The sequence below is a fragment of the Nonomuraea sp. NEAU-A123 genome (assembly GCF_018603905.1).
Lineage (GTDB): Bacteria > Actinomycetota > Actinomycetes > Streptosporangiales > Streptosporangiaceae > Nonomuraea.
The window spans coordinates 439,896-463,570 of record NZ_JAHFZZ010000005.1; the positions used below are offsets into that span (position 1 = coordinate 439,896).

The 23,675-nt window shown below is 69.4% G+C and carries 23 protein-coding genes; 13 read left to right on the forward strand and 10 right to left on the reverse strand.

Annotated elements, in window-relative coordinates; genetic code table 11:
• Nucleotides 1–17 precede the first annotated feature (17 nt).
• Together KLK06_RS17800 and KLK06_RS17805 are read right to left on the reverse strand one after the other, a co-directional pair.
• The gene (locus tag KLK06_RS17800) at nucleotides 18–425 is read right to left on the reverse strand and encodes a helix-turn-helix transcriptional regulator (protein ID WP_214636578.1); all 408 of its coding nucleotides are present in this window, start codon (nucleotides 423–425) and stop codon (nucleotides 18–20) included.
• Complete coding sequence (locus tag KLK06_RS17805; RefSeq protein WP_214636579.1) at nucleotides 406–1,716, reverse strand: aminotransferase class V-fold PLP-dependent enzyme; 1,311 nt, start codon at nucleotides 1,714–1,716, stop codon at nucleotides 406–408. Before KLK06_RS17805 ends, KLK06_RS17800 begins: the two co-directional genes overlap by 20 nt.
• Nucleotides 1,717–1,866: 150 nt before the next feature.
• Here KLK06_RS17805 and KLK06_RS17810 point away from each other — a divergent pair, with 150 nt between their 5' ends.
• The 3 genes from KLK06_RS17810 to KLK06_RS17820 all read left to right on the forward strand — a co-directional run bounded on the left by KLK06_RS17810 (nucleotide 1,867) and on the right by KLK06_RS17820 (nucleotide 4,701).
• Nucleotides 1,867–2,295, forward strand: a complete 429-nt coding sequence (locus KLK06_RS17810) for a hypothetical protein (RefSeq protein WP_214636580.1) — start codon at nucleotides 1,867–1,869, stop codon at nucleotides 2,293–2,295.
• A 94-nt stretch (nucleotides 2,296–2,389) separates the two neighbouring features.
• On the forward strand, nucleotides 2,390–3,454 hold the full coding sequence (locus KLK06_RS17815; protein ID WP_214636581.1) for a PLP-dependent cysteine synthase family protein: 1,065 nt from the start codon (nucleotides 2,390–2,392) through the stop codon (nucleotides 3,452–3,454).
• Nucleotides 3,451–4,701 (forward strand): MFS transporter, encoded by a 1,251-nt coding sequence (locus KLK06_RS17820; RefSeq protein ID WP_214636582.1) that lies wholly within the window; start codon nucleotides 3,451–3,453, stop codon nucleotides 4,699–4,701. The genes KLK06_RS17815 and KLK06_RS17820 overlap by 4 nt, the downstream gene beginning before the upstream one ends.
• Here KLK06_RS17820 and KLK06_RS17825 read toward each other — a convergent pair.
• Both KLK06_RS17825 and KLK06_RS17830 read right to left on the reverse strand, forming a co-directional pair.
• The gene (locus KLK06_RS17825; RefSeq protein WP_214636583.1) at nucleotides 4,695–5,462 is read right to left on the reverse strand and encodes a DUF899 domain-containing protein; all 768 of its coding nucleotides are present in this window, start codon (nucleotides 5,460–5,462) and stop codon (nucleotides 4,695–4,697) included. The two genes, KLK06_RS17820 and KLK06_RS17825, sit on opposite strands and share 7 nt — an antisense overlap.
• A gap of 33 nt (nucleotides 5,463–5,495) precedes the next feature.
• On the reverse strand, nucleotides 5,496–6,383 hold the full coding sequence (locus tag KLK06_RS17830; RefSeq protein ID WP_214636584.1) for a helix-turn-helix transcriptional regulator: 888 nt from the start codon (nucleotides 6,381–6,383) through the stop codon (nucleotides 5,496–5,498).
• Nucleotides 6,384–6,512: 129 nt separating this feature from the next.
• On the opposite strand from KLK06_RS17830, the gene KLK06_RS17835 reads away from it, so the two are divergent.
• Together KLK06_RS17835 and KLK06_RS17840 are read left to right on the forward strand one after the other, a co-directional pair.
• Nucleotides 6,513–7,541 (forward strand): aldo/keto reductase, encoded by a 1,029-nt coding sequence (locus KLK06_RS17835; RefSeq protein WP_214636585.1) that lies wholly within the window; start codon nucleotides 6,513–6,515, stop codon nucleotides 7,539–7,541.
• 18 nt (nucleotides 7,542–7,559) lie between these two features.
• A complete protein-coding gene (locus KLK06_RS17840; RefSeq protein WP_214636586.1) occupies nucleotides 7,560–7,787 on the forward strand; it encodes a hypothetical protein in 228 nt (75 codons plus the stop codon).
• On the opposite strand, the gene KLK06_RS17845 is transcribed toward KLK06_RS17840, so the two are convergent.
• Both KLK06_RS17845 and KLK06_RS17850 read right to left on the reverse strand, forming a co-directional pair.
• Complete coding sequence (locus KLK06_RS17845; RefSeq protein WP_214636587.1) at nucleotides 7,760–9,082, reverse strand: tetratricopeptide repeat protein; 1,323 nt, start codon at nucleotides 9,080–9,082, stop codon at nucleotides 7,760–7,762. The two genes, KLK06_RS17840 and KLK06_RS17845, sit on opposite strands and share 28 nt — an antisense overlap.
• A 19-nt stretch (nucleotides 9,083–9,101) precedes the next feature.
• Nucleotides 9,102–9,311 (reverse strand): hypothetical protein, encoded by a 210-nt coding sequence (locus KLK06_RS17850; protein WP_214636588.1) that lies wholly within the window; start codon nucleotides 9,309–9,311, stop codon nucleotides 9,102–9,104.
• Between the two features lie 333 nt (nucleotides 9,312–9,644).
• On the opposite strand from KLK06_RS17850, the gene KLK06_RS17855 reads away from it, so the two are divergent.
• Genes KLK06_RS17855 through KLK06_RS17865 form a run of 3 tightly spaced genes read left to right on the forward strand, consistent with a single transcriptional unit; the run spans nucleotide 9,645 to nucleotide 12,695 of the window.
• Nucleotides 9,645–10,601 (forward strand): D-alanine--D-alanine ligase family protein, encoded by a 957-nt coding sequence (locus tag KLK06_RS17855; RefSeq protein WP_214636589.1) that lies wholly within the window; start codon nucleotides 9,645–9,647, stop codon nucleotides 10,599–10,601.
• On the forward strand, nucleotides 10,598–11,977 hold the full coding sequence (gene murF, locus KLK06_RS17860; RefSeq protein WP_214636590.1) for a UDP-N-acetylmuramoyl-tripeptide--D-alanyl-D-alanine ligase: 1,380 nt from the start codon (nucleotides 10,598–10,600) through the stop codon (nucleotides 11,975–11,977). Before KLK06_RS17855 ends, murF begins: the two co-directional genes overlap by 4 nt.
• A 25-nt stretch (nucleotides 11,978–12,002) precedes the next feature.
• On the forward strand, nucleotides 12,003–12,695 hold the full coding sequence (locus tag KLK06_RS17865; protein ID WP_214636591.1) for an aspartate/glutamate racemase family protein: 693 nt from the start codon (nucleotides 12,003–12,005) through the stop codon (nucleotides 12,693–12,695).
• A 77-nt stretch (nucleotides 12,696–12,772) separates the two neighbouring features.
• Here KLK06_RS17865 and KLK06_RS17870 read toward each other — a convergent pair whose 3' ends face one another.
• Both KLK06_RS17870 and vanY-N read right to left on the reverse strand, forming a co-directional pair.
• On the reverse strand, nucleotides 12,773–14,758 hold the full coding sequence (locus tag KLK06_RS17870) for an ATP-binding protein (protein WP_214636592.1): 1,986 nt from the start codon (nucleotides 14,756–14,758) through the stop codon (nucleotides 12,773–12,775).
• Between the two features lie 17 nt (nucleotides 14,759–14,775).
• Nucleotides 14,776–15,324: a D,D-peptidase/D,D-carboxypeptidase VanY-N gene (gene vanY-N / locus KLK06_RS17875; RefSeq protein WP_214636593.1), complete on the reverse strand. Its 549-nt coding sequence runs from the start codon at nucleotides 15,322–15,324 to the stop codon at nucleotides 14,776–14,778.
• Between the two features lie 207 nt (nucleotides 15,325–15,531).
• Here vanY-N and KLK06_RS17880 point away from each other — a divergent pair, with 207 nt between their 5' ends.
• From KLK06_RS17880 to KLK06_RS17900, 5 genes are all read left to right on the forward strand, one after another.
• Entirely contained in the window at nucleotides 15,532–16,206 is a 675-nt protein-coding gene (locus KLK06_RS17880; protein ID WP_214636594.1) for a response regulator transcription factor, read from the forward strand.
• 7 nt (nucleotides 16,207–16,213) lie between these two features.
• The gene (locus KLK06_RS17885; protein WP_214636595.1) at nucleotides 16,214–17,689 is read left to right on the forward strand and encodes a HAMP domain-containing sensor histidine kinase; all 1,476 of its coding nucleotides are present in this window, start codon (nucleotides 16,214–16,216) and stop codon (nucleotides 17,687–17,689) included.
• Nucleotides 17,686–18,180: a hypothetical protein gene (locus tag KLK06_RS17890; RefSeq protein WP_214636596.1), complete on the forward strand. Its 495-nt coding sequence runs from the start codon at nucleotides 17,686–17,688 to the stop codon at nucleotides 18,178–18,180. Before KLK06_RS17885 ends, KLK06_RS17890 begins: the two co-directional genes overlap by 4 nt.
• Before the next feature lie 380 nt (nucleotides 18,181–18,560).
• Nucleotides 18,561–20,849: an HD-GYP domain-containing protein gene (locus tag KLK06_RS17895; RefSeq protein WP_214636597.1), complete on the forward strand. Its 2,289-nt coding sequence runs from the start codon at nucleotides 18,561–18,563 to the stop codon at nucleotides 20,847–20,849.
• Between the two features lie 51 nt (nucleotides 20,850–20,900).
• Nucleotides 20,901–21,740: a hypothetical protein gene (locus KLK06_RS17900; protein ID WP_214636598.1), complete on the forward strand. Its 840-nt coding sequence runs from the start codon at nucleotides 20,901–20,903 to the stop codon at nucleotides 21,738–21,740.
• Nucleotides 21,741–21,862: 122 nt separating this feature from the next.
• Here KLK06_RS17900 and KLK06_RS17905 read toward each other — a convergent pair whose 3' ends face one another.
• Nucleotides 21,863–22,264, reverse strand: coding sequence for a hypothetical protein (locus KLK06_RS17905; RefSeq protein WP_214636599.1), 402 nt, complete (start codon nucleotides 22,262–22,264; stop codon nucleotides 21,863–21,865).
• A 213-nt stretch (nucleotides 22,265–22,477) separates the two neighbouring features.
• The gene (locus tag KLK06_RS17910; RefSeq protein WP_214636600.1) at nucleotides 22,478–23,653 is read right to left on the reverse strand and encodes an MFS transporter; all 1,176 of its coding nucleotides are present in this window, start codon (nucleotides 23,651–23,653) and stop codon (nucleotides 22,478–22,480) included.
• Nucleotides 23,654–23,675: the final 22 nt, after the last annotated feature.

Consider the following 23,675-nt stretch of genomic DNA (forward strand, 5'->3'; position numbering starts at 1 on the left):
ATCTGTCAATCGTCCTCCTACGCTTCTCGTTCGGGGTGGATCGCCTGCGTGTGGGCCGTGTGGGCCGCGGCCAGGTCCAGCAGCATGCGGACGTGCGCGTCGTCGAGCCGGTAGTAGGCCATCCGGCCCGCGCGCCGTACCGAGACCACGCGATGCGCTCGGAGCAGGCGCAGGGCGTGGGAGGCGGCCGACTCGCTCAGCCCGCTCACCACCGCCAGATCGCACACACAGAGCTCTCCCTCGAGCAGCGCCATGAGCAGCCGCAAGCGGCCGGGATCCGAAAGCAGCCCGAAGACGTCGGCGGTGTCGGTCAGGTCGGTGTCCACCGGCATGCGGGCCTGCACGGCCGCGACCCGCTCCGCGTCGACCACTCTGGTGCTGCAGCTGTCGACGTCCGTCACCTGATTACTTGAAGATGCGTTCATGTGTAGACCATAGGTGCGATCCGGCGATGTCGCGAAGTGCCAGGGCGAGCCGGTCGACGTCGTCCGTGGAGGTGAACAGGGCGGGAGTCACCCGGACGCAGTCGCCCGCGCTGACGCCGCCGCGGCGGACGGTGAAGATGCGGTGGCGGCTCATCAGATGGTCGGTGATGGCGACGTTGTCGGCCTCGCTGGTCCGCCCGCTCACCCGGAACGCGGTGATGGCGCCGTACATGGCGGGGTCCTCGGGCGTGAGGATCTCCATGCCGGGGACGTCACGCACCTGGTGAACCCACCGATCGCGCAGGTAGCGCAGGCGGGCCTGCTTGCGCGCTCCGCCGAGAGCGTCGTGGAAGTCCAGGGCCGCGCCGACGGTGAGGATCGGGGCGACGTTCATGGTGCCGGAGTGGACCCGGGAGCGGATGTCCTGCGCCGGATAGGTCTCATCGGCGAAGACGCGGTCGATGTCGGCCAGGCGGTCCTGGCGAATGTAGAGGAACCCGGCTCCCAGGGGCGCGCCCATCCACTTGTGCAGCGAGAAGACGGCGAACTCGGCGTCGAGGTCGGCGATGGTGAAGTCCAGTTGCCCCCAGGAGTGGGCGGCGTCGACGATGACGTCGACGCCATGGGCGCGGGCCAGCGCGATGATCTGCTTGACCGGCAGCACCAGGCCGGTGCGGTTGTTCATGTGCGACAGCAGGAGCAGCTTGACGCGCGGGTGCTCGCGCAGGGCTTGGGCATAGGTGTCCAGCACCGCTTGCCGGGTCGCCGGTTCCGGGATGACGAGCCGCTCGACCCGTACGGTGCGGCGGTCGCGCAGCCAGTTCATCGCGTACTGGGCGCTGTGGTAGTCCAGGTCGGCGTACATGACCGCGTCGCCGGGGCGGAGTCCGCGGTAGCCGGCGATCAGATTCTGCAGGGCCTCGGTGCCCCCGCGGGTCAGCGCGATCTCCTCCATCGCGACGCCCAGCAGGGCGGCGATGCGCTGCCGGACCTGGTCGGCCTGGGCCTTGTACGTGGTGCGCAGCAGGTAGGAGCTGACCTCGTTGAGGTGGTCGACGTTGCGGAGATAGGCCCGCCGTACGGGCTCGGGCATGATGCCGTAGTAGCCGTTCTCCAGGTTGACGAACTCCGCGCTCACCCGGAACTGCCGTGCGACGGCGGCCCAGAAGGGCTCATCGCGGGCCAGTCGCTCGGGTGCGACGCTGGGGGGAACGATCAGTGGATCGCCGAGGACAGGACCGGCGGCCAGCGCGCCGAGCCCGGCCACCATCCTGCGTCGAGACAGGCTCATAGAAAGACTCCACGTAAGTCGGCAGGATAACCGCTCTGGCGGAAATGTATTTCGTTGAATGCGGCATGTCGCGAATAGCGAGCCCTGCTTTACGGAAACCTTTGTCTTCGCTGGGCGCGTCCTGCCGCTCGCCGGGCATCATTGCCAGTGATGTTCGCGACACGATCAGTTCGTTCTCGCCGTCCGGCCCTGTGGAGCGCCGGACGGCTGCTCGCCAACGCCTTGGTCGTCCTCGCCATGATCATGAGTGTGGTGTTCGCTCATGGCGGCGGGTGCGCGGCCGTGATGCTGTCGGAAGCGGGCGCGCACGCCGAGCACACCGCCCGGTTCACCCCGATCACGTCGGTGAGCTCGCTGGATGCGCGGTGTCTGCATCGCGAACTGCCGCTCGGCCATCATCACGGGACCGAACAGGACTGCTCGGCGATCAACCCGGCCGGCGTGTCGGTGTCCTTCGATCTGCCGGCGGGCATCTGCGCTTCCTCGGCGCCGGTCGCCGGGAGATTTCCGGCGGCCTCGGGAGACCTGTCGCCACCGGCTGTGCCCGGTTTCGCGGAATTCTGCGCCCTGCGCATATAGGACGTCGGCCTTTTCGTCGTCGTCGTCCATTTCCGTCGGCCCGGCGGTTGTTCCGTCGTGCCCGGACAGCATCATTCGCATCGGGATCACACACATGCCATCAACTTCCGTACGCTTTCAAGACGGCTATTCATCACTCTCCCTCGCGGTCGGGAACACACCGCTGGCGTTCATCGCCGTGCCAGGAGGCAGCGGGTTCTGGGCCAAGCTGGAGGGCTTCAACCCGGGCGGGATCAAGGACCGGCCCGCCCTGCACATGGTCCGCCAGGCCCGCGCCAGAGGAGACCTCAAACCCGGCGCGACCATCATCGAGTCCACCAGCGGCACGCTAGGGCTTGGCCTGGCGCTGGCGGGCATCGTCTTCGGCCACCCGGTCGTGCTGGTGGGCGATCCGGGCATGGAGCCGCTCATGCGGCGGCTGCTCACCTCCTACGGCGTCCGCCTGGAGATCGTGGCCCAGCCGCATGCCGTCGGCGGCTGGCAGCAGGCCCGCCGGGAGCACGTACAGCGCCTGCTGGCGGAGATACCCGGCTCCTACTGCCCCGACCAGTACAACAACCCCGACAACGTCGACGCCTACGCCGGGCTGGCACACGAGTTGCTGGCCCGGCTGCCCCACATCGACGTCCTGGTGTGCTCGGTCGGCACCGGCGGGCACAGCGCCGGCATCTTCAACGTGCTGCACCGCCACTTCCCCGACCTCAAACTGGTCGGCGTCGACACGGTCGGGTCCAGGATCTTCGGCCAGCCCGGCAGGCCACGGCTGATGCGCGGGCTGGGCAGCAGCATCCATCCCCGCAACGTCGCCTACGACTCCTTCAGCGAGGTGCACTGGGTCGGCCCGGCCGAGGCGGTGTGGGCCTGCCGTACCCTCGCCGCACGGCACTACATCTCCGGCGGATGGAGCACCGGCGCGGTCACGCTGGTGGCCGGCTGGCTTGCCCGCGCCACTGCCGGCCAGACCATCGTCGCCGTCTTCCCCGACGGACCCTGGCGGTACTGGGACACCATTTACGACGACGAGTACTGCCACGCCAACGCCCTGCTCGGCACCGTTCCGAACGACGAACCGGACCTGCTGGAGGCCCCCACCGACCGCGAGGTGCACCGGTGGACACGCTGCGCCGACGTCAGCGACCCGCTGGGGAGCATGCGGTGATCGGCGTCCTGCGGCAGTTCCGCTCCTTCGACCGCCCGATCCAGCTCCTGCAGATCAACCAGGTCGGCATCAACCTCGGCTTCTACATGCTCATGCCCTACCTCGCCCATCACCTGGCCACCGGCGCGGGGCTGGCGGCCTGGGCGATCGGCCTGATCCTGGGACTGCGGAACATGAGCCAGCAGGGCATGTTCCTGGTCGGCGGCAGCCTGTCGGACCGGCTCGGCTACAAACCGATGATCATGATGGGGTGCGGGCTGCGTACCGTCGGATTCGCCCTGTTCGGGCTGACCACATCGCTTCCTTTGCTGGTTCTGGCCGCGCTGCTGACCGGTTTCGCCGGGGCGCTGTTCAACCCGGCGGCGCGCGCCTACCTCGCCTGCGAGGCCGGGGAGCGCAAGGTGGCGGCGTTCGCCGTGTTCAACGTGTTCTACCAGGGCGGCATCCTGCTCGGCCCGCTCGTCGGCGTGGCCCTGCTGAGCGTCGGCTTCACCGCCGTGTGCCTGTCGGCGGCGGCGATCTTCGCGGCGCTGACGGTCCTGCAGGGGAGATACCTGCCCAGACGTCCCGTCCTGGCCGGAGATGAGCGCCAGCCGGTCCTGCGCGACTGGAAGCAGGCGTTCAGCGATCGGGCCTTCCTGTCCTTCGCCACGGCGATGATCGCCTCCTACGGGCTGTCCTACCAGATGTACCTCGGACTGCCGCTGGAGGTGCAGCGCACCGGCGGCGGCGATCGGGGAGTGACGGCGCTGTACGCACTGTCGGCCCTGCTCGGCATCGCCGCACAGGTACGCCTGACCGCCTGGTGCGCCGCGCGCTGGACCCGGGGCCAGGCGATCACCCGCGGACTGGCGCTGATGGGGCTGGCCTTCGCGCCGCTGGCGGTGGCGGGACAGCTACCCCTCCCACTGCCGTGGTCCATGCTGCCCGCGGTCACCTGCACGATCCTGCTCACCCTCGGCACCCTGATCGCCTTTCCCTTCGAGATGGCGACCATCGCCGACATGGCGGGAGACCGGCTGATCGGCACCTACTACGGGGTGTACAACCTGCTGTCCGGCGTCGGCATCCTGGCAGGCAACCTGCTGGCCGGCGCCATGGTCGACGTGGCCCGCTCGTCCGGCTGGGCGAGCCTGCCCTGGCTGCTCCTGGCCGCCGCCGGCCTGGCCTCCGCGGCGGCCGTCAGACGCCTGGAGCGCCACAACCGGCTCGCCATAGAGGTCGGTGCCTTGGGCACGCGTCACTGACTGTCGTACTCGTCGTGGCGGCGCCACCAGAAGCCGGTCTCGTTGCGGCCGAGCGGCGCGCGGTCGAGCCACTGGTACATGCCCCAGAGGCCGTCCAGCCCGCGCTCGTAGGCCGAGTAGGTGTGATACACGACGCCATCCTTGAGCGCGAACGCGCTGACGCCGGGCCCTTCTCGCCGGTACGTCACCCAGTCCGTCCCGACGATGCCCGAGGCGAACTCGTCGAGCCCGGCACCCTCCTGACCGGCCGGCGGCCGGAAGTCGCTCTTCCGGAAGTTGTACTCGACGGCTCCCGACTGCCACTCCTCCTCGGTGTGCGCCGCCTGGAAGTCGTAGTTGAAGTCGCTGCCGTACGACGAGGCCCAGGGGAAGCTCCAGCCCATCCGCTGCTTGTACGCCTGCAGCTTGGCGAGCGGAGCCCGCGACACCGCGCAGAGCGTGACGTCGTGGTTCGCGAGGTGGACGACGGAGCCGTCGAAGCCGTCCGCGATCGCCGAACAGGACGGACACCCCGCGGTGTAGTCGGGCCCGAACATGAAGTGGTAGATGAGCAACTGCGAGCGCCCTCGGAAGAGATCGGCCAGGGACGCTGTGCCCTCGTCGGTCTCGAAGCGATACTCCTTGTCGATGCGGACCCAGGGCAGCTCCTGGCGCCGGCGCGCCAGCTCGTCGCCGCGCCGTGTCAGGGCCTTCTCGGCTTCGAGCAGCTCCAGCCGGGCCGCGAGCCACTCTTCACGTGTTCCGGTCTTGTGATCGGTCATCGTTTCTCTCCTCCCCGGCTGCCCCTGGGGGCGTCAGATGCTGGTGGAGCGGTCGTGATCCTGGAGTTGTGCGTGGTCTTGCGTGGCGGCCCAGGTGGACAGGAGGCGCAGGGAGTCGGCGCTGGGGGTGCCGGGGGCGGCGGTGTAGACGAGGAGGGTCAGGCCAGGGTCGGAGAGAAGGGTCATGGCTTCGAAGTTCAGCTCGAGGTCGCCGACGGCGGGGTGGTGGAGCCGCTTGACGCCGGTGCGGTGGAAGCGGACGTTGTGGTCGGCCCAGCGCCGGCGGAAGGTCTCGCTGCGGGTGGACAGTTCGCCGATGAGCTCGGTGAGCGCCTTGTCGTGGGGGTTGCGTCCCGCCTCGGAACGCAGGATGGCGGCGATGTCGTCGGCGGCCTTGTTCCAGTCGGTGAAGAACTGCTGGGAGGCGGGGTCGAGGTACACGAAACGGGCGGTGTTGGCGGGCCGGCGGGGGTCGGCGAGCATCGGGGAGTACAGGGCGCGGGCCATCCGGTTGGCGGCCAGCAGGTCGTGGCGGTCGTTGCGGATCCAGGCGGGGGCGTCGGTGATCGCGTCGAGGATCTGCTGGAGGGACGGGCGCACGCGCCGGGCGGCGCTCTTGCGGGGTGCTGTGGTGCGGGGGCCGGAGCGGCGGGCGAGGTCGAACAGGTGGTCGCGTTCGGCCTCGTCGAGTTGCAGGGCACGGGCGAGGCTGTCCAGGACGCTGTCGGAGGCGCCGGCGAGGTTGCCGCGCTCGAGGCGCACGTAATAGTCGACCGAGACGCCGGCCAGCATCGCGACCTCCTCGCGGCGCAGCCCCTTGACCCTGCGGTTGCCTCCGAAGGCCGGCAGGCCGGCCTGCTGCGGGGTGAGACGGGCCCGCCTGGAGCTGAGGAAGGCTTGGATCTCGGCTCGATCGTCCATACATCCACGGTATGTGAGCTGCTCAGCGGCCAGACAGGTACTGGCGTTACCTGGAACGACAGTGACTCCCGCTGGTCGGCAAAAGAACGTTGGCTGGAGTCGGACCAGCTGTCCTGAAAGGAGTAACCCATGGAATACCGCCGTTTGGGACGCACCGGCGTCTCGGTCAGCAAGTTGTGCCTCGGAGCCATGATGTTCGGCGAGTGGGGCACCAAGGACCACGACGAGAGCATCCGCGTCATCAACCGTGCGCTGGATGCCGGGATCAACTTCATCGACACCGCCGACGTCTACTCCGACGGCGAGTCCGAGGTCATCGTCGGCAAGGCATTGGCCGGCGGCCGGCGCGACGACGTCGTCCTGGCCAGCAAGGTGCACATGCCGATGGGCGAGGACCTCAACCAGCGCGGCAACTCGCGCCGCTGGATCATCCGCGAGGTCGACGACTCGCTGCGCCGGCTGGGCACCGACTGGATCGACCTGTACCAGATCCACCGCTACGACCCCGACACCGACATCGACGAGACGCTCGGCGCCCTGACCGACCTCGTCCGGGCCGGGAAGGTCCGCTACGTCGGCCACTCGACCTGGCCGGTCTCGGCGATCGTGGAGGCCCAGTGGACCGCCCGCGAGCGCGGCCGGGAACGGTTCACCTGCGAGCAGCCGCCGTACAACATGCTCGTGCGCGCGATCGAGACCGACGCGCTGCCCACCTGCGCCCGGTACGGGATGGGCGTCATCTCCTACAGCCCGCTGGCCGGCGGCTGGCTCACCGGCCGCTACCGCAAGGGCACCGAGTCGGAAGGGCCGTTCTCCGCGGCCCGCCGGCGGCTGGCCGACCGCTTCGATCTGTCGCTGCCGGAGAACCAGCGCAAGCTCCAGGCCGCCGAGCAGCTCGCGGAGCTGGCCGAGCAGTCGGGGATGACGCTGGTCGAGATGGCCATCGCGTTCGTCCTGCGCCACCCCGCCATCACCTCGGCGATCATCGGCCCCAGGACCATGGAGCACCTCGACTCCCAGCTGTCGGCCGCCGACGTCGAACTGCCGGACGACGTGCTGGACCGCATCGACGAGATCGTGCCGCCCGGCCTGACCATCAACCCGGCGGAGAACGGCTGGGTCAGCCCGTCTCTGCAGCCCGCCGCCCGCCGCCGCTGAGCACGAGGAGGTACCACCATGGAGATCCTCTCCAAGCAGCCGTCAGCCAAGGGGTCGGCCGAGATGTTCACCGGTGACGTCTGGTTCGACGTCATCTACCGAGGCGCGGAACCGTCCCGGATCCGGGTCAACATCGTGCGCTTCTCCCCGTGCGCCCGCACCGCCTGGCACCGCCACGTCATGGGGCAGACCCTGCACGTCACCGAGGGTCGTGGTGATCAGGTGGCCTTGCCGCGGGCGATGTAGAGGTTCATGTCGGTGAAGTCGAGGGTGACGTTGTAGGGCTTGAAGAAGCAGTGGGCGAAGTGGCCCGTCATGTCGATCCCTGACCCGTAGGGCCAGGGGACGTTGACCGGCATGTTCGGGTCCGTTTCGCAGTAGACCTCCTTGGCGACGGCGTCGCCGAGGCGGATCTCCTTCGGGTAGCAGGGGTAGGCGATGGTTGGGTGGCTGTGGGCGAACGTCTCGATCGGGCGGTCGTAGTCGGTGCGCACCCGCAACCGCTTGGCCGTGTCCCCGGGCATGCCCGCGGCGACCTCGCCGATTCCGCCGATGGTCACGCCCACCACCCGTGGGCCGGAGTCGGCGATGCCGGCGATGCTGCCCAGGCTGTGGACGTCGTGGTCACGGGACAGCCACAGCGGCAGGGGCTTGGCGCCCGCCCGTATGGCGTCGGCGCGTGCCTTGCCGGCCACCTTGGGGGTCCGGCGGCGCAGGATCAGCGACCGGCCCGCGTAGTCGAAGGTGGTCAGCAAGTGGTAGAAGACCCACGTGCCGATCAGGCCGTCGCTGTCAGTGTCGACATCTTCGCCTGACTCCGTCGACGACCAGCCCACGGGGACGTTGCGCAGTTCGATGTCGCCCAGCTTGAAGGAGTCCAGTATCCCGTAGTGCACCCATATGGGGATGCCCTCGAAATCGGTCTTCTGACTGACGACGGGGCTCAGCCCGGCCTCCTTGGCTACCGACGCGCGCATGCTCAGATTCGGGGCGCCGGTGTAGAACACGAAGCGCTTCGGCGGTCCGCCATTGACCGAGGCCTCCACCAGCGGCATCGGGTCCATCTGCTGGAATGGCACCCGCGCGATGTCGCCGTGGATCTGATACGGCTCGCCGCTTACCGCCGCGAACCACTTGGCGTAGTCTTCCTCGCCGGCCGCTTGCCAGTGCGGTACGGAGAGGGCGAGTTTGTCCTGCCGGATGTAGCAGTCGCCCAGGAAGTTGTTGGTTTCCTTGTCGTCGGGCGCCAGGTTGAGAGCCATCTTGAGGTATTTCTCGGCCTCGGGGAACCGGTTGGACAGCAGCCCGACATGGCCGCGCTGGCGCGCCGCGCGCACATTCGTGGGGTCTGTCTTCAGGATCTCCTCGTACGCCCGGCCGGCCTCCTCGAACTTCCCGGCCTTGAACAGCGCGTCGGCGTCACCGCTGTCGGCCAGCGCCGTGGCCGCCTTGCCCAGCAGCGGCGCGGCCGCGGCGGCACCGGCCAGCACAGCGGCGCCCCGAAACAGCGAACGCCGGTTCCATTTCCCGTCATTTACCAATGCCTTCTCCTTTTCGTGATCACCTTCGCCGGAACTTGCTGTCCCAGCGGACGGTCACAGCAGCTCCGGCCTGCTTGATGAGGGCGACGCCGGGGCCACCACCTCCGGCTTGTCCGGACACGGCTTCCAGCCCACGGTGGACGGCTCGGGTCAGGGCCAGCTCAAGGCCCTCCCGCACAGCCGGGTCATCCTCGATCAACAACACACGCGAAACGCCGGCGAGTTTCACCGCACGCTCCGTAACTCGCCCGCCGGTCAACCTCATCCACTGTCGGCCAACCGTGTCCCCGCCTCATCCGCGCCGTGTCATGGTCGTGTCACGACCGTGCCGACGAGAAACGGTGACATGGCGCGGCGCTGGACCGCTGCGGCCACCTGGCCTGCCGGATCTTTCCGGCGTTGCCGTGGCAGATCGCGGGTGCGCTTCGGTCAGGAACTGGACAGCGAATGGCCTGGGAACTGGTCAGGCGAAGAGCCGACACTCGGCAGGCAGGTCCTGCGACGGCGAACACCGTGCCGCCGGCGGTGCTGTCTCCGTGCCACTGAGGAAGGCTGATCGATCGTGACTGAACGCGTACGCGTGGCTGTGCTGGCGGGTGGGCCGTCCGCCGAGCATGAGGTGTCGCTGCAGTCGGCGCAGGCTGTGCTGGATGCTCTGCCGAGGGATCTGTACGAGCCCGTCGCCGTCATCATCGACCGGCAGGGCAGGTGGCCGGTGGAGCTGCGACGCGATCTGGCGGACGTGGTCTTCCCCGTGCTGCACGGGCCGTTCGGCGAGGACGGCGTCGTCCAGGGTCACCTGGAGACGCTGGGCATCCCGTACGTGGGCTGCGGCGTCATGGCCTCTGCCGTGGCCATGAACAAGGTGGCGATGCGGCGCACGTTCCTGGCGGAGGACATCCCGATCACCCCATATGTGTGGTTCACCGAGCATGAATGGCGCACCACCACCGACTACGGGGGTCTGGTGAAGTCGCTCGATTGGCCGATGTACGTCAAACCGGCCAGCATGGGCTCCTCCATCGGCATCTCACGTGTCACCTCCATGGAGGAGCTGCGCGCCGGCGTGGATCTGGCACTGGCCTATGACCGGGTGGTCATCGTCGAGCAGGGCGTGACCGCGCGCGAGGTCATCTGCGGCGTGCTCGGCGACTATGACACTCCGGATGCCTCGGTGCCCGGCGAGCTCATCGTGCCCGGCGACTGGCTCGACTACGAGGCCAAGTACCTCAGCCAGGCCGAGATCGCCACCATCCCTGCCGTGCTGCCAGAACGGGTGGCCGAGGACGTGCGCGAGCTGGCCCTGCGCGCCTTCCGGGCGATCGGTGGCTACGGCCTGTCCCGGGTCGACTTCCTCTATGAGGAGGACACGGGATGTCTGTACGTGCTGGAGATCAACACCATGCCCGGCTTCACCGCCCGTTCCGTCTACGCCAGGGGCTGGGCCGCAAGCGGCGTCCCGTACCCGGACCTGCTGCGCCGCCTCATCGACCTCGCGTTCGCCAGGAGCGGCTCATGATCCCCACGACGCTGAACGAGATCGCGCGGGTCGTCGGCGCGAGCCTGCACGACGTGCGCGACCCGCAGGCTCTGGTGACGGCGCCCTCGGCGGTCGACTCCCGCGAGGTGGTGCCTGGCGGCCTGTTCGCCGCGACGGTCGGCGCCCGCGTTGACGGTCACGGCTACGCGGCCACTGCCATCGCGGGCGGCGCCGTCGCCGTGCTGGCTTCAAGGCCCGTCGGCGTGCCCGCCCTCGTGGTCGAGGACGTCCAGCTCGCGATCGGCCTGCTGGCCAGGCACCTGCTCGAACACATCAGCCCGACCGTGATCGGCCTGACCGGCTCCGTGGGCAAGACCACGACCAAGGACCTGCTGGCCCAGGTGCTCGAACGGCACGCAGCGACGGTCGCCACCGACAGGTCGTTCAACAACGAGCTCGGGCTGCCGCTCACCGTGCTGCGTGCCGACGCCACCACCCGATACCTGGTGCTGGAGATGGGTGCGGGCCGGAAGGGCGACCTGACGTACCTGACCGGGCTCGCACCGCCCCAGGTCGGGCTGGTGCTCAATGTCGGCAGCGCACATGTGGAGCGTATGGGAGCCGGGCCGGCCGACGTGGCCGAGGCCAAAGGCGAGCTGGTCGAGGCACTGCCGGCGGACGGGTTCGCACTGCTCAACGCCGACGACCCGTACGTCATGGGCATGGCCGGCCGCACCAGGGCCCAGATCCTGTTGTACGGCCGGTCGGCGGAGGCGCAGGTGCGAGCCGAAGACGTGCGGATGGCCGACCGCGCGCGAACCGCGTTCGAGCTGGTGACGCCCTCCGGCCACGCCCCGGTCGAGCTCGACCTCATAGGCGAGCACCAGGTGAGCAACGCCCTGGCCGCCGCCGCCGTCGCCACCGCACTCGGCCTGGGCGTCACCGAGATCGCCGAGGGGCTGAACGCCGCACGGCGGCGCTCCGCGGGCCGGCTGGAGATCGTCGAACGACCTGACGGCATCACCATCGTCAACGACGCCTACAACGCCAGCCCCGAATCCATGCGGGCCGGGCTGCGGGCGGTGAAGGCTCTGGCCGGCACCCGTCGTACCGTCGCCGTGCTCGGCGCGATGGGGCAGCAGGCGCACGCCTCCCGCGCCAGGCACGCGGAGATGGGCCGGCTCGTCGCCGACCTCCGCTTCGACGTGCTGATCGCGGTCGGAGCAGGGGATCCGCTCGCGATGGCGGAGGCAGCGGAGTCGTCGAACCAGGGCGTGGCCGTCCATACCGTCGAGGGCGTGGCCGGGGCCCTCAGGCTGGCCACCGCGCTGCTCGAACCGGGAGACGTGGTGTTCGTCAAAGCCTCCAGCGAGATCGGGCTCGGTGCCTGCGCCCGTGCGCTGGCCGGCGCCTGACCGCACCGCAGAGAAACGGAGTTCCATGCGCACTATCGGTCTCATCGGCGGGTTGAGCTGGGAATCGACGGTGATCTACTACCAGATCATCAACCAGCGGGTACGCGAGCGGCTCGGCGGCAGCCATTCCGCCAACAGCCTCGTCTGGTCGGTCGACTACACGACCGTCGAGGACCTCATCTTCGCCGATCGCTGGGAAGAGGTGAGTACGTTGCTGACCGGTGCGGGCCGGAAACTGGAGGATCTCGGCGCCGGCCTCCTGCTCATCTGCAGCAACACCTTCAGCCGGGTGAGCGACGACGTGGAGCGGGCCGTGAGCGTGCCCGTGCTGCACATCGCCGACGTCTTGGGCGCCGAGGTCCGCGCCAGGGGCATGCGCAAGGTCGGTCTGCTGGGCACTCACGTCACCATGGAGCAGCCCTTCTACCGGGATCGGCTGGCCGCCCACGGCTTCGACGTGCTCGTCCCGCGGCGTGAGCAGCGGGAACTGGTCCATCGCGTGATCTTCGACGAACTGGTGCGCGGGGTGCTCCGGGAATCGTCCAGGGACGCGTACGCCCAGATCATCGATGATCTCGCAGACGACGGCGCTGAAGGCGTCATCCTCGGCTGCACGGAGATCGAGCTGCTGATCAGTGAGAAGGACAGCGCCATCCCGGTGCTGCCGAGCGCTCGACTGCACGCGGAGGCGGCGGCCGGCTTCGCGCTTGCCGACTGACACGCCCTCGGTCGCGTTCGTTCACGGCGGTGGGGCCCGCGCACCCGGGTAGGGCCGACGGCCAGGTGCTCGCCCGGTCAGGTGGGTGCGTTGGCGCCATACAGCTCACGGTGCCACAGGTCGGCGCAGACACGTTCGATGCCGGCCGTCAGATGGCGGCGGTAGGTGGTGAAAGGGAGGCCGAGTCGTTCCGCGGCCAGCTCCTGGGTGGGCGCGCCGCGGAGGAACGTGACGGACAGCGCCCGGTGAAACTTGATCGAGCGCGGATCCTCGCGCAGGTCCTCGATCACCTGGCGTAACACGTCACCCAGTGCTGTGGCCGGATCCTGCCCGGCCCGCTCGGCGATCAGCCTGGTGCGCGTCAGCGGGGAAGCGGCCAGCGCGTCCAGCCGCGACAACTGGCGCAACGCCTTGCGAACCGCCTCGGCGAACTCCGCCTGGGACAGCACCGCCAGTTTCGCCGTCGCGGCACCCGGGCCGCCGGTGGGCCCCGCGACGAGCAGCTCCAGCCACGCCTGCGCCGGCACCGCGCGCCAGTCATGAACGAACAGGGTGTACGCGTCATCCCCCAGCCGGGGCTGCTCGGAGATGGCACGCATTCCGTACTGCCGTAAATGCTCCACCCACGCCTGGTTCGGATGCCGTATCTCGATATATGACCATGCCATCCGCTCGGCCCGCAGACAATTGCCGATCACTCGCCACTGGATCAAATCCATCACCGGCGAGTTCCCGCGATACGGCGGCAGCGCCCATAGCCGGCTGACCGCCAAATGTTCACCGGCGCGCAACGGTGTGGTGGCACGCGCATGCGCCCACGCCATCGCCACGATGGGATCGGCCGTCAGCTCCTCCTCATCGAGTTCCGCCAGCCGCAACCACGCGGAGAAAGCCACGGGCTCGCCGGTTTCGGTCCGTCGATACAGCCGGAACGCCTCCGGCTGACGTTCCGCCCAGAAGGCGGCGCAGCCCGCGGAGGCCGCACCCTCCGCCGCCGTCGCCACCCGGAGCAACGTGCCGACGTCCTCCTCCCGCAACACCTCCTCGTGGAACTCGCCCTCGTCGTGGCAATCGGCCGGCGCCCCGTTGCCGCGATGCAGGTAGAGCAGTGCCGCCACCGCGCCGAGCACGTCCACCTCGCTCGCCGTGCGCACCCTGTCCGCCAGATGCGCATGAACGCGGTCGTGCATCACCGCGTAGCCCTCGGGATCCCGCCATCGCAGGTCCGCCTCCAGCAGCTCCCGTACCACGTCATGCGGAAACAGCCCGAGACTGCTCGACTCCACGAACGGCAACCGCCGCAACCACCGGAACAACATCCCGGCGTCCTCTGGCAAGACCGCCCGCAGCAGGTCCTCCGTCGTCATGTACGTATGCGCGCAGATCTCCAGAGCATGCCGATGCGCCGCCGAAGGCAACTCGCCCACCAGTTGATCCAGCAACGTGGCCACCACGTCCTGGTTCGGCATCCACCGCCGGCCGGCCTCGCCGTCCTTCACCGCCACGGCCGCCCCCAGCAGCAGCGCCAGCGGATGACCACCGGCGAAGGCCAGCAGCGGCTCGCGCAACTCGGCCGGCACCCCGGAGGAATCCACCAGGGCCTGCGCATCTTTGGCCCGCAGGTCGCGCAGCGGCAGCACCTCCAGCGCCCCAGCCCATCCCGGATCCGCCTGCCACCGCACATCCGGCGGGTTTCGCCCCGCGATCACCACCAGCGCCCCCATGGGCACCCGCGGCAGGAACCGCTCGCGCAGCCATCCCTCCAAGCCCTGCATGCGTTCGAAGCTGTCGACCAGCAGCACCGCGTCCGCATCGCGTAACACCGGCTCGGCCTCAGCCTCGGACGTCGCCGGTGACGGCTCCAACATGCGCCCGTCCACCATGAACACCGGCCGCCCCGCCACCGCCGCCTCGTGAGCGAACCGCCACAACAAGGCCGACTTCCCGATGCCGCCGGGACCGTGCACGTACAGGACACTGGACCCGCCGCCGTACAGCGCCGCGTGGAAAACCGCGAGCTCTTCCTCCCGCCCCACGAACGCCAGCTCGCGCGCTGCTTGCACGCGCCATCCCAGCGACGTCAATTTCCCACGCCGGGGTGGGGTCGTCGTCGTGGTGGCGTGCCGCCGCTGTCCGGGCGGTACTCGAAGTGCCACCACTCGTTGTCGTAGATGCGGTAGAGGTCGTAGCGGGCGCCGTGTTCCTCGAGCCAGCGCGCGCCTTCGTGGGGTCGCACGTCCAGCGCGACGCCCTTGACGTGGCTGGATTCCGCCGGTGGGAGCACGAGCATGCGTGCCGAGGCCGCGGAGCCGGAGCGGCGCACCTCCTCCTCGAACATCCGTAGTTGGACAAGGGGATCGCGGTATCCCGAGGTGAGGCCGATGAGCTGGCCGTGACGCCAGAGCGCCTCGGTGCGCGCCGCGGTGAACGCCGCCATGGCGCTGTCGGTGAGCCCGGCGAGGTCCTCGGCGGGAAATCGCATCCGTAACGCCCAGCGGCAGGCCAGTTCGCGGGCGCGGCCGGGATGGCGGACGAACGCCGCGGGCAGCAGGAGCACGGCCAGCACCAGCGTGACCGCGGCGTACAGGCGGTCTCGGGGCCGAGCTGGGATGGTGCGTGGTTCGTTCATGACGAACTACGATTGGCGGCGAATGTGCGCGCGTTGTCAGCCGCATGTCACCGTTTGTCGACGGCGGCGGACACCGTCGGCGGCCACCGTCGCCGCGATCGTGACACGACCATGACACGGCGCTGACGAGACGGGGACATGGTCGGCCGACAGTGGACGGAGTTGACCGGCGGGCGAGTTACGGAGCGTGCGGTGAAACTCGGCGGCGTGTCGCGAGTGTTGTTGATCGAGGATGACCCGGCCGTGCGGGAGGGCCTTGAGCTGGCCCTGACCCGGCATGGGTACCGGGTGCGCGCGGTGGAGTCCGGCGAGCAGGGGCTGGACTGGCTGCGTACGGACCTTCCCGACGTCGTCGTGCTCGATCTGATGTTGCCTGGCATGGACGGGTTCGAGGTCTGCCGCCGCATCCGGTCCGCCTGGGAGGTGCCGATCATCATGCTGACCGCGCGCGGCGACGACATGGACGTGGTGGCCGGGTTGGAGGCGGGCGCCGACGACTACGTGGTCAAGCCGGCGCAGCCCAGAGTGCTCGAGGCACGCATGCGCGCGGTGCTCCGGCGGACCGGCCGGGAACAGGCGGAACTGGAGCGGCACGGGGACCTGACCATCGATCGGGCCGGGCTGGTGGTCGCCAACCGCGGCGTGCCGGTCAGCCTCGCCCCGACCGAGCTGCGCCTGCTGCTCGAGCTCTCCGGCACGCCGGGCCGGGTGCACAGCCGCCAGCAGTTGCTGGAGTCGGTGTGGGAGCACGGGTATTTCGGCGACTCGCGTCTCGTGGACGCGTGTGTGCAGCGGTTGCGCGCGAAGATAGAGGACGACTCGGCGGCGCCTGTCTACGTGCAGACGGTGCGGGGGTTCGGGTACCGGTTCGGGCCGGTGTGAGCCGCCGATGACACCTCGGCCGAGCCTGGGGTTGCGTGCCCGGCTGTTGTTCGCGTTCGCACTGCTGTGCGTGGTCACCGCGGCGGCGGTGAGCGGCGGGATCTACGTCCAGGCCCGCAACGCCATCCTGCAGCGGACCCAGGATGGCGCGGTGCAGGCGATGAAGAGCCGCCTGGAGGCGCTCTACCCGCTGCGGAGTGCGACGCCGGGCCCAGACGAGCTCGGCGACATCGCCGCCGCCGTGCCCGACCAGAACAACGTGGAGTTCGCGGTCGCCAGCTACGGCGAGATACATTCGCCGGTCGCCCCGCCGGGGCACTTGAGGCTGGGTGGGAAGGTGCTGGCCTTGGAACTCGGGGTGATTTCCCCAAAGTTGCGGCTGGTGGTGGCCGGCGGCCAGATCGCGTGGCAACGTGTGGTGTTGCAGGGCACGCCCTGGCTGATCATCGGCGCGCCGTTGCTGATCGCCGAGCCGGATCGGACGGCCCGGGTGTCGGGTATCGAGGTCTACGCCGCGCGCAGCCTGCTCGCCGAACAGCGCAGCATCGACGACCTCGCCGCGCGCGCCTGGCTCACCGGCGGGGCGGCCCTGGCGTTCGCGGTCGTGCTCGCGTTGCTGGCCACCCGTGGCGTGCTGCGCCCGGTGCGCGAGCTCGGCCGGGCGGCACGCCTGCTGGGCGAGGGCGAGCTGCGGACCAGGATCGAGGTGCGCGGCTCCGACGAGCTGGCCGACGTGGCACGCACGTTCAACAACACCGCCGCGGAGCTGGAACGGTACGTCAAGCAGCTGCGCGAGATGGAGGCCGACGCCCGCCGGTTCGTGGCCGATGTGTCCCACGAGCTGCGCACCCCGCTGGCCGCGCTCACCGCGGTCGCCGACGTCCTCGACGAGGAGGCGGCCCGGCTGCCCGAGCCCGCCGGCAGGGCCGCCAAGCTGGTCAGCCAGGAGACGCTCAACCTCACCGGGCTGGTGAACGACCTCATCGAGATCAGCAGGTTCGACTCCGGCGTCGCGGCCCTCACGCTGAACGAGGTCGACGTGGCCGAGCTGGTGCGCGCGACCCTGCGTGTCCGGGGCTGGTCGGAGCTGGTGCAGACCGAGCTTCCACCCGCGGTGACGGCGCGGCTGGACCCGCGCCGAGTGGACGTCATCCTGGCGAACCTGGTCGGCAACGCCCTGCGGCACGGCGAGCCACCGGTGTCGGTACGGCTTTCCGCCGACCCGCACTGGATCGCTCTCGAGGTCCGCGACCACGGACAGGGGTTGGACGAAGCGGTGCTGCCGCACGTGTTCGACCGGTTCTACAAGGCCAACGCGGCCAGGGCCAGATCCGAGGGCAGCGGCCTCGGCCTCGCCATCGCGCAGGAGAACGCGCGCCTGCACCAAGGCGGCCTCACCGTCACCAACGCCCCCGACGGCGGCGCCATGTTCACGCTGCGCCTGCCACGCCGGGCACCCGATCCGGACGGAGGCCCCGAGTGAGGACCGGGCTCACCCGCCGCATGCTCGCCGCGGGCCTCCTGTCACTCGTCGCCATGGCCGGTTGCGGCGTGCGACCCAGCGACGTCATCCCCGCCGGCGACCCGCCGAGCGGAGCCGTCGCACCTACCACGCCGATCACCCTCTACCTGGTCAAGAACGGCCGACTTCGCGCGGTAACGCGGCCCGGGCCCGGTGGTCGTCCCCTGTTCCGCGCGGACACCCTCGCGCTGCTGGCAGCCGGACCCACCGCGAGGGAACAGGAGCACGGATTCACCACCGACCTCCCGCCCCAAGCCGGCCCGTTCTCGGTAACCGCCGATCCGGCCGGCCACTTGGTGGTGACCCTGTCCACTCCGGCTGGCGAACTGTCCACACTGGCCATCCAGCAGATCGTGTGCACGGCCGCCGCCGCCACGCCGCCGGAAAGCCCTGCCCAGGTCACCGTCGTCGGTGCCGGGCAGAGCGTCGGCCCCCGGAACTGCCCGGGGTGACTAACGGACAGCACCGGACGCGCCCGGTCACCACGTTGATCCGCGTTCCGGCAACCGCTCCAGCCTGCCCGAACTCGCGGTCATTCGAGATGGTGTGTCCGACCTGGTCCGGATGGGGTGCCGGACCCATCCTCGCCAGGCTGTGCTTGAGGGCGAAGCGCCGTGCACTCGGCTCGGCCGAAACCCTGGAGCGAATGCGATGGATCTCCTGCTCGCCCTCCTGACTCTGGCCGTGGCCACCCTCAACCTGGCCACCGCCCTCGTGGTCCACCGGCGGGATGGTCACCGGCGCGTCATACTGCGAGGTGAAGGCGTCCGCCGCTGCCGACCGTGCTGTGGCGAACCCCATGCGGACAGGAGCTGACCAGCCGGAGCTCGCGATGACCTCCAGACCTGACCCCACCACTGTCGAGACGTTGACCGAGCTCGCGCAGACACTTGATGAGCTGCGAGCGAGCCGCTCGTACGCTGAGTTGGACAAGGCGGTGAGACCGGACAAGCTGCCGTCGAGCACCCTCAACAATCTCCTGTCAGGCGCGACGCTGCCGACGCAGGAGACGTTGGAGCGATACCTGCGTGCGTGCGGGGTGCCGCGCGAGCAGCGTTCGGCCTGGTACGCCGCCAGGCAGCGAGTAGCCTCGAGCGCTCCGCAGGGGCTGCCGGACACGGTGCGCGTGGCACACGCTGATCAGCGCCGGCTTGGCGTACACGCCGCGATCAAGGTGGAGGGCGCACCCGGTGACCTGCCCACCTACGTCGCCCGTGATGTGGACGCCGGCCCGGACGGTGTGCGCGCTCTGGTGGGCAGAGCGGCCGCGCGGGGCGGCCTGGTCCTCCTGGTGGGCGGCTCATCGGTGGGCAAGTCCCGCTGCGCCTTCGAGGCGCTGCGGGCGGTCGTGCCGCACTGGTGGCTCTGGCATCCGGCGGACGCGGCGCGGATCCGCCAGGTCGCCACGGCGCCCCCTGGCCGACTGGTGGTATGGCTGGACGAACTACAGCGCTACCTGGGCGGATCGGCCGGTCTGCAGGCCGCGACCGTGCGTACCTTGCTGCACGCACGGACGGTGATGATCGCCACCTTGTGGCCCGAGCGTTACACCACCTACACGGCGTCCCCGGCATCCCACCGGTCCGACCTGTACGCGGCTGAACGCGAACTGCTTGATCTGGCTGACGTCATTCACCTTCCGGCCTCCTTCAGCGTCGCCGAACAGGCAAGAGCCCAGGCGGCCGCGGCTGCCGGCGACCAGCGCATCGCCGTGGCCCTGCGATCGGCGGACTACGGGCTGACCCAGACGATGGCCGCCGCTCCGCAACTGGTGGACCGGTGGCGCGGGGCCGACCCCTACGCCGCCGCGATTCTGGACGCCGCGATCGACGCCACCCGTCTCGGTGTCGTCTCCCCGCTCAGCGCGGACCTGTTACGAGCCGCCGCACCGGGCTACTGCGATCCGCGCCAGCGCGCCGCGGCGCCTGCCAACTGGTTCGAAACAGCCCTGGCCTACGCCACCGCCACTCTGAACGGTGCCGCCGCCGCACTCGCCCCGGTCGCCGACCACACCAGCATGGGGCAGATCAGCGGTTACCTGGTCGCCGACTACCTGCAACAACACGCTGGACAACAGCGCCGCCTCCTCCAGGTGCCCGCCACCTGCTGGCAGGCCATGATCGACCATCTCAACGACTCCGGCGATCAGACCCGGACCGCCTACGCCGCGCAGAACCGCCTCATGAACCAGTACGCCGAACCTCTCTACCGCCAGGCCGTCAACACCGGCGACAGCCAGGCGGTGAGTCTTCTGACCAGCCTGCTGGTCAGCCAGGGCCGGATGCGGGAGGCAGTGGCGATGTGGCGCCACCGAGCGGAAGCAGGCGACCCGTCCGCTGTCGCCGCGCTGGCGGACCTGCGAGACGAGCAGGACAGGGCCGCGGCAGCAGCCTCGACATGGCGCCGCCAGGCAGAAACCGGCGACCGATCAGCCGCCATCCGGCTGACGGGACTACTCGTCGGCCAGGGCCAGACTGAGGAAGCGCGGGCGCTGTGGCCCCTCACTACCCTTGACGGGGGCGCGACTTTCACGACCGACATAGCCGAAGCGCTGACGACGGCCATGGAGCTCAAAGACCCTTACCTGCGCCGGCACAGCGAGCGCATGTCCCAACTGGTGGCCATGATCGGGCACCAACTCGGGATGACGCCCGACGATGTCGAGGCGGCCCGCCTCGCCGCCTTGCTTCACGACGTCGGCAAGCTCGCGGTCCCCAGTGCCGTCTTCCTCAAGTCCGGGGCCCTCACCGAAGAAGAGTTCACGCTCATCAAGATGCACGTCACGCATGGTGCGAGCATCGTCCGCCAGATAGCGGACCTCTTTGGGGGTACGCGCCGCGCCGCCGCCGCCCATCCCCACATCGCTCGGGCACTCGACGGCATCCTGCATCACCACGAACGGTTCGACGGCCGGGGATATCCCCTGGGGCTGGTGGCCGAGGAGATCCCTCAGATCGCCCGCGCCATCGCTGTTGCCGACGCGTTCGACGCGATGACGACTGGACGTTGGTATCGGGGTGCACGCTCCCTTGAGGAAGCAGTGGCGGAACTCCACGAGGGGGCGGGCAGCGCGTTTGATCCTCAGATCGTGGAGGCATTCGTGCTTTGGCTTGACGGTTGATCAAAGGTGCACCAGATTGTTCGCGTCTTTTCGGACCATCCAAGGAATCCCATGAAGCGAACCATCGTCGGCGTCGCCGTGGTCGCGGGCCTGATGCAGCTCACCGCCACCCCGGCGCAGGCAGCACCCAGGGTCGACCCGGTCAAGGCGCTCAAGGCCGAGCTGACGCGCGGCAAGGCCGTCAACGTCGTGTCCACCGCGAAGGTGAACTACGGCAGCGGCCTCTCCATCAGCGCCGGCATGGACGGCACGATCGGGTTCGGCCCACGGGGCGAGATCGCCTCCGACCTGTCCCAGACCTTGAAGTACAGCAAGAAGCTGATGGGCACCGCGAAAGAGGTCGGCATGGCGGACGACGCCGCCCTGCAGCAGGCGCCCCTCAGAATGATCTCTTCGGGGTACGACGACTACGTCTCAGGTCCCCTGGTAAATGACGCGTTGCCCCAGGGGACGAGATGGGTGCGTTACCGGGACACGGATCTACCGGCCAGCGACCTGCTGCTCGAGGTCCTGGAGCCGGCCACGCTCAAGACCCTCCTGGCGCACCGCACGTCCTGGCGTGACGGGGTGCTGAAAGGGACGATCAAGACCGACAAGCTGGCCAAGGTGTCCCCCTCCTTCGTCTCGCACTTCGGCATCCGCTCGAAGAGCGGGCGCGTCGGCAAGGTCTCCTACACCATCCGGCTGGGCCCGACCGGCCTGGTGGAGCGGCTGTCGGCCATCGCCGTCCTGCCCATCTACGACGGCTCCGTCCGGATCGAGTCAGACACCCGCTACTCCGACTGGGGGCGCCAGGTCACCGTACTCCTGCCCCTGAACGGCGATGTGATCGACAGGCAGGAGCTCGAGGAGGAGGAGCTGCCGTACGAGTTGCCCGGCATCTGGAGCTGACCGGTCCGCGTGTTCGCCGCCCGTGGCATCGTCGGCCACGGCGGGAGCTGCCACCAGAAGAAGCGTCGCCCAGGCGGCGGGCCGCCTGGGCGAACTGGCCGACAGCCCAAGGACAGCCTCGGTCAGGGGATGATGACGTGGAAGCCGGTGTCGCGGGCGCCGGCGGCGGTGCCGGTGCCGACGAACACGTCGCGGACGTCTCCGCAGGCGTTGCCGTCGTGGCGGATGAAGATGCTGGAGTCCCAGGGCGCGCCCGTCCACTGGGCGGTGGCGACGGGGACGGTGTTCGAGGCGTTGATGTCGGCGTCGAGCCGGATGCAGTACTGGCCGACCGCGATTCTGCGGACGGCGGTGACGCCCTTGGAGCGGACGACGGAACCGTTGGCGTTGATGATGGCGGCGGCGCGGACACCCGGGCCGGAGGCGCCGCCGAGATCGGCCAGTGCCGGGACAGCGAAGGCGCCGAGCGCGCCGGCGCAGGCGGTCAGGGTCACGGCCATGGTGGTCTTCTTGATGCGAGGCATGCGGCTCTCTTTCGAGCAAGGGACTGTACGGGACCGGCTTCTCATCAGGCCAGGCGATGAGCTGCCGGCCGTTCCAAAGCCAGCACTCACTGTAGTTTTGCAGATGCGGAGAGCGACTGTGGCGACACGTAAAGATGAAGTTTTCTCACGACCCAACCGGCCGAAAGGACCCGACGGCTCCGTGTCGCCGGATGCGGTCGTCAGGGCGCGGGATCAGCGGGGCTTGGTGAGCGACCACAGGGAGGCCGCCATGAGGAGAGCGGTCAGCCCGCCGCAGATCATCACGGTGGAGACCGTGAAGGCATCGACGATGCCGCCGCCGAGGAGCGCGCCGAGGGCGAAGGTCGCTTGGAACGAGGACGTGAAGAGGATCGTGGCGCCTTCCGGCGTCCGCGGGGCGGAGTCGAGGAACCATGCCTGGGAACAGATGGGCACGCCGCCATAGGCCAGACCCCACAGCACCAGCAGCACGACAGCGCCGAGCGCTGTGGTGCCGACCACGGGCAGCATCAAGGTGGTGAGCGCGATCAAGCAGCCGGTGGCCACGAAGGCGCCGCGCAGGCTTATGGCAATGGCTTTGCCCGCCAGGAAGTTGCCGGCGATTCCGGCGATGCCGTACGCCAGGAGCGCCGCGCTGACGGCCGCGGGGGACAGGTGGGTGATGTGCTGGAGGAAGGGCGTGATGTAGGTGTAGGTGCCGAAGTGCGCAAGGACGATGAGGAAGGTGGCCAGCAAAGCGATCTTCGTGCCCCGGTGGCGTAGCAGGTCGAGCAGGACGCGGAGGCTGGTGACCTGGTGGGCGGGCAGCGGTGGCAGCAGCGCCAGCAGGGCGATCAGAACGAGGATCGCCAGCGCGGCCAGGGTGAGGAAGGCGGTGCGCCAGCCGGCGAGGTGGCCGATGAAGGTTCCGGCCGGCACACCGAGTACGGAGCCCAGCGGCACGGCGGAGAAGATCAGGGCGGTGGCGGTGCCGACCGCCGGCGGCGGCACCAGGCGGGCGGCCAGCCCGGCCCCGATCGACCAGAAGCCGCCGATGGTGAGGCCGACGAGCGCTCTGGAGACCAGCATGATCCAGTAGGAGCCGGCCGCGGCCGCCAGCACGTCGGCGGTGGCAAGGACCGCCATGAGAACGCACAGCATGACCCGCCGGTCCAGGCGGGCGGTGGCCAGCGTGACGGCGGGCGCGGCGATCGCGGCGACGATGCCGGGCAGGGTCATGGTCAGCCCGGCGATGCCGTCGGAGAGGCCGAAGTCGGCGCCGATGGTGGTCAACAGGCCGATGGGCAGGATTTCACTGGTGACGATCGCGAAGATGCCCAGCGTGAGCGCGATGACCGCCAGCCAGTCGATGAGTGGCGAGCGTGTTCGGATGGGCGTGATCGTTGACATGGTTCCCGTTCAGGCCGAAGGC